This window comes from Rahnella sp. ChDrAdgB13, assembly GCF_017655185.1.
Classification (GTDB): Bacteria; Pseudomonadota; Gammaproteobacteria; order Enterobacterales; family Enterobacteriaceae; genus Rahnella; species Rahnella contaminans.
On record NZ_JAEMGT010000173.1, the window covers coordinates 1 to 4,872 of the forward strand.

A 4,872-nucleotide genomic window follows, 5' to 3' on the forward strand; every position below is an offset into this window, starting at 1 on the left:
GCGCAGTGAAAGAGCCCGGGGGGTCTTGGGGGGTGGCGGCGATAGGCCGCCCCCCAAGTCGGTGTGGGCCGACGCCCACGACCTTGAATTTGAATTTGAAGTTGAAGTTGAAGTTGGCTTTAAAGTATTTATGTAAGTACCTTAAACATCACACTCGTCGACTCCAGCACGCCTCCCGTCGACATTGCATACTGCGGAATGATCCCGCTCAGCGTAAACCCCTGATTTTCATACAGCGTCTGCGCCGGACTGCCCGTAACGGTATCCAGCACCAGCAGGGTTTTGCCCTCTTCACGCGCCAGCGCTTCCACCGCATCCATCAGCTTTTTCGCCACGCCTTTACGGCGCCCTTCCGGATGGACCATCAGTTTCACCACGTCGCCGCGATGGAGGCCGTTGCCCGGTTGATCGACCACCAGCTGGACGGTGCCGATGATTTTTCCGGCTTCGCGGGCGACCAGAAGACGCTTTTCGCCACGCTCAAAAGCAGGCAATAATTTTTGCCAGAACGCCTGCGCCTGCACAAACCCGAACGGCAGAATGAACCCGATGCTTGCGCCGAGCGCCACCGACTGCATCAGGGTTTCTGCCAGCGCGTCCAGATCCGCCTCCGGCAATACGCCACCCTGCACTTCACTTATCACGACTTCTCTGCCGTTTTGCATAATGATGCTCCTGTTCTGTCAGATTTAAGGACGTGAAATCACAATGGCGTAGCGGGCATCCGCCGGGCCGGGAACGTGGAATGACGAGGTGCCGTGAAGATGGAAACGCAGGCAATCTCCGGCCTCAAGCCGGTAAGTGCGTGAAGCGAGCGTGAACTCCAGTATGCCTTCCAGCATCCAGATATGCTGCTCGAGGCCGTCCACCGGCGGGGAATCATACGAAATCGTGGCACCGGCTTTTAACGTGCCGGAGATCAGTTCGGCGCGAAAACCCGGTGCGGGCGGGGAAACCGAACGGCGCGCAAAACCGGTTTCGCGGTCATGCCACACCGGCTGCTGCGCGGCGCGGATAAGCTCCGGCGGGTTATCCTCCAGCGCCATCAGCAGGCGCGAGGTAGTCAGCCCGTACGCCGCGCTCAGTTTGCCCAGCAGCGACGCGGTCGGGCTGGTTTCTGCACGCTCCACGCGGGAAAGCGTTGCCCGGCTGATGCCCGTGCGTTGCGCCAGTTGTTCCAGCGACCAGCCCTGGCTGACGCGTAATTCTGCCAGCCGTTCGGCCAGACGCAGATCGTGACTGTCCTGCCCTTCTTCCATTTCGTTCCCCTTGAAAATTCTCAATACAGGGAAAATATCTCTCATTTGAGAAATGCGCAAGTTAAAATAATGTAAGCAGAAAGTATTAGCTAAGTTGTACAAAAATAATAAAGTTGTACAGCTTTCAGATCAGGCGCTAGAGTTACGATAAGTTGGATGAATATTTTTGGATTTAACTATGTCTCTTTACAGCATCGGCGAAGTCGCCCGAATTTGTGGTATCAACCCGGTCACGCTTCGCGCATGGCAACGCCGCTATGGTTTGCTTAAACCGCAGCGCACCGAAGGCGGCCACCGCCTCTTTAACGATGATGATCTCGACACCATCCGCACCATTCTGGGCTGGATCAATCGCGGCATTCCCGTCGGCCAGGTGAAATCCCTGCTGGAAGGCAAAGTCGAGGCATTGCCCGGCGGCTGGTCGCAGGGCGAACACCGTCTTCTGACCGCGCTTCAGGACGGACGCAGCAACAAAGTGCGTCAGCTGATTATCGAACTGGGGCGGGAATATCCGGCGGCCACGTTTGTGAATAATATTTTGCGCCCGTTGCGTGAGCGCCTGAGTTCCGGCGATTCACGGCTGCTGATGATGCGCAGCCAGCTCGACGGGCTGATCATCGAGCACGCTGTGATGTGTATGAATGCCGCACGTAAACGGCCGGGAACCCCGGCAACGCTGACCGGCTGGGGGCACACCGACAGCACCGAGCTGTGGCTCGAAGCCATTGTGCGTTGCGAAGAAGGTATGCAGGTTGAAATCCTGCCGGTTCCGCTGGATGAGCCACATCTGGAAAACCTCAGCGGCTCGCAAATATTGTTGTGGTCGGAAGGCAAGCTCACGCAGATCCAGCGCCAGCGCCTTCTGAACTGGGTGGAACAAGGGCTTTCGATCATTCTTCTGGGCAGCTCGGCGGTTATTCTCAGCGCCGGAGAAGACGAACCTCACGAAGAGTCTGAGCCGGCGCTTTTGCCGCATGACGAAAGTCACACCATTCTTCAGATGGTGCCTTTGCGCAAAGAAGGAAAAAAATAATGATTAAACATTTTCCTGAGCCCGCCATTGCTCCCGACGTTTTGTCGCGGCTTTGCGAATTTTATCATCAGCTTGAGATGAGCCAGCTGCCGCAGCTTTCCCGCATCTATCACCCGCATGTGGTGTTTATCGATCCGGTTTCGCATTACGACGGCGTGGACGCGCTCGAGCGCTATTTCTCGCAGTTGCTCAGGAAAGTGAATTATTGCCGCTTTGAAATTCAGCCCCCGCTGTTGCAGGGCGACGAAGCATCCCTGTTCTGGCAGATGGAGTTTTCCCATCCTGCCCTGAAAAAAGGCCAGCCGATGTTTCTCCACGGCGCGAGCCATATCCGCCTGCACGATAACCGCGTCATTTATCAGCGTGATTATTACGACCTCGGCGCGATGCTGTATGAGCATCTGCCGGTGCTCGGCGGCGCCGTCCGCGTAGTCAAAGCCAGGTTGAAATAATGCGCCGCGTTCTGATTACCGGTGCCAGTTCAGGTATCGGAAAACAGCTGGCACAGGATTACGCCGCCGAAGGCTGGGAAGTGACGGCGTGCGGGCGCAGTCTGGAAAAAGTCCTCAGTACGGCAGCCGCCAGTCCGCTGATTATTCCGCTGTGTTTTGATATCACCGATTTGGCCGCCACGCGTCAGGCGTTACACGACGTACAGGCCGATTTAGTGATTCTGTGCGCCGGAACCTGTGAATACCTGGATAACGGCGTGGTGGAAGCCGAAAAAGTTGCCCGCGTAATGAACGCCAATTTCATCGGCCCGGTCAATTGCCTGGACGCCCTGCTGCCGGGTTTAGCAGCCGGAAGTCGCGTTGCGATCGTCGGTTCCACCGCCTGGCTTTTGCCCTTTTCGCGCAGTGAAGCGTATGGCGCATCGAAAGCCGCGCTGGCCTTTTTCGCACGTTCACTGAGCGTCGATCTGGCTCCGCGTCAGATTCACATTTCGCTGATCCAGCCGGGATTTGTGGAAACACCGCTGACGGCGCGAAACAATTTTCCGATGCCGATGATGGTGACCGTCACGCAGGCTTCTCAGCACATTCGAAAAAAACTGGCGCGCGGTGCCAGTGAAATTGCATTCCCGCCGCTTTTTGCCGGTTTCCTCAGGGTGGCATCTTTGCTGCCGGTGAGTCTGCAAAAATGGTTATGTCGGAAAATGGTGAAATGAAATGACAATAAAAGTGGCGATCGTGGGAAGCGGCATTTCGGGCCTGAGCTGTGCGTGGATGCTGGCGAAAAGCCAACCCGGCTGCGAGATCACGGTTTTCGAATCGTCGGCAACGTTAGGCGGGCATACTGCCACGCAGGACGTGATTTCAGACGGCAAAGCCTACGCCATCGACACCGGTTTTATTGTCTACAACTCGCGGACGTATCCGCATTTCATCGCCCTTTTGCGCGAGCTGGGCATTGAAGGCCAGCCGACGGAAATGAGTTTTTCCGTGCGCAATCCGGCCAGCAAGCTTGAATATAACGGGCATTCGCTCAACAGCCTGTTTGCCCAGCGCCGCAATCTGTTCAGGCCGCAATTCTGGCGCTTCATTTTCGAGATCCTGCGCTTTAATAAACTCTGCAAGGCGCGCCTGCTGAACCCACACAATGACGAAGATACGCTGGCCGATTTGCTCGATCAAAATGGCTTTTCGCCGTTTTTCGCACTGCATTATGTGTTGCCGATGGGCGCGGCGATCTGGTCGTCCTCGCTGGGCGACATGGCGAATTTTCCGCTGTCGATGTTCCTGCGATTCTTTGATAACCACGGGCTGCTCGATGTGACAAATCGTCCACAATGGAGGGTGGTGCCGGGCGGTTCGCGTGAATATATCCGCCGCTTACAGGCGCGGTTACCCGCCAGTGTGAAACTGCTGACGGACGCTCCGGTGACTAAAGTCATCCGTTCTTCTTGCGGCGTGGTTGTGCATTACGCGCAGGGCGAAGCGCATTTCGATCAGGTGGTTTTCGCCTGCCATTCGGATGAAGCACTGGCGATTTTGGGCGAACAGGCCACGGCCGATGAGCGCGACATTCTCGGTGAGCTGCCTTATCAGGCCAACGACGTGATTCTGCATACCGATACCCGCCTGCTGCCGCGTGAAAAACGTGCATGGGCGAGCTGGAATTATCAGTTGCCGAATACCGTTAGTGACGCGCTGCGCGGGGATATGCGTGATGGCAATCCATCAAACATGCGCCGTGCCAGCGTGACGTACAACATGAACATTTTGCAGGGGCTGGACGCGCCGAAAACCTTCTGCGTTTCGCTCAATCCGCTCACGCCGGTTGACGGCAGCAAAGTCCTGTTCCGCGCGACCTATATGCATCCGGTGCTGAACGTCGCCAGCCATCATGCGCAGCAGCAGCGTTACCGGATCAACGGCGTCAACCGCACCTGGTTCTGCGGCGCTTACTGGTACAACGGTTTCCATGAAGACGGCGTCAACAGCGCCCGCGACGTGGCCGAACAGCTGACCCTGCAACTTGAACGCGAAGACACCGCCGGGCAGGCCGAACGGGAATGAGATGAACGCATCCCACACCACGACAGCGGAGTAATGAATTAGCAATCAATGACCACTTTTT

General features: G+C 56.6%; 6 protein-coding genes. 4 read left to right on the top strand and 2 right to left on the bottom strand.

Annotated elements, in window-relative coordinates; genetic code table 11:
- Positions 1 to 128 precede the first annotated feature (128 nt).
- Both J8X26_RS25970 and J8X26_RS25975 read right to left on the bottom strand, forming a co-directional pair.
- Positions 129 to 665: a GNAT family N-acetyltransferase gene (locus J8X26_RS25970; protein ID WP_152325539.1), complete on the bottom strand. Its 537-nt coding sequence runs from the start codon at positions 663 to 665 to the stop codon at positions 129 to 131.
- Positions 666 to 689: 24 nt separating this feature from the next.
- A complete protein-coding gene (locus J8X26_RS25975) occupies positions 690 to 1,259 on the bottom strand; it encodes a helix-turn-helix domain-containing protein (RefSeq protein ID WP_152325538.1) in 570 nt (189 codons plus the stop codon).
- 178 nt (positions 1,260 to 1,437) lie between these two features.
- On the opposite strand from J8X26_RS25975, the gene J8X26_RS25980 reads away from it, so the two are divergent.
- Genes J8X26_RS25980 through J8X26_RS25995 form a run of 4 tightly spaced genes read left to right on the top strand, consistent with a single transcriptional unit; the run spans position 1,438 to position 4,811 of the window.
- Positions 1,438 to 2,292, top strand: a complete 855-nt coding sequence (locus tag J8X26_RS25980) for a MerR family transcriptional regulator (RefSeq protein ID WP_208952433.1) — start codon at positions 1,438 to 1,440, stop codon at positions 2,290 to 2,292.
- Positions 2,292 to 2,744 carry a nuclear transport factor 2 family protein gene (locus J8X26_RS25985; protein WP_165059559.1) on the top strand — a complete coding sequence of 151 codons (453 nt, stop codon included), beginning with the start codon at positions 2,292 to 2,294 and terminating at the stop codon, positions 2,742 to 2,744. The genes J8X26_RS25980 and J8X26_RS25985 overlap by 1 nt, the downstream gene beginning before the upstream one ends.
- The gene (locus J8X26_RS25990; protein ID WP_208952434.1) at positions 2,744 to 3,460 is read left to right on the top strand and encodes an SDR family NAD(P)-dependent oxidoreductase; all 717 of its coding nucleotides are present in this window, start codon (positions 2,744 to 2,746) and stop codon (positions 3,458 to 3,460) included. The genes J8X26_RS25985 and J8X26_RS25990 overlap by 1 nt, the downstream gene beginning before the upstream one ends.
- Before the next feature lie 7 nt (positions 3,461 to 3,467).
- Complete coding sequence (locus tag J8X26_RS25995) at positions 3,468 to 4,811, top strand: FAD-dependent oxidoreductase (protein WP_208952435.1); 1,344 nt, start codon at positions 3,468 to 3,470, stop codon at positions 4,809 to 4,811.
- Positions 4,812 to 4,872 lie beyond the last annotated feature (61 nt).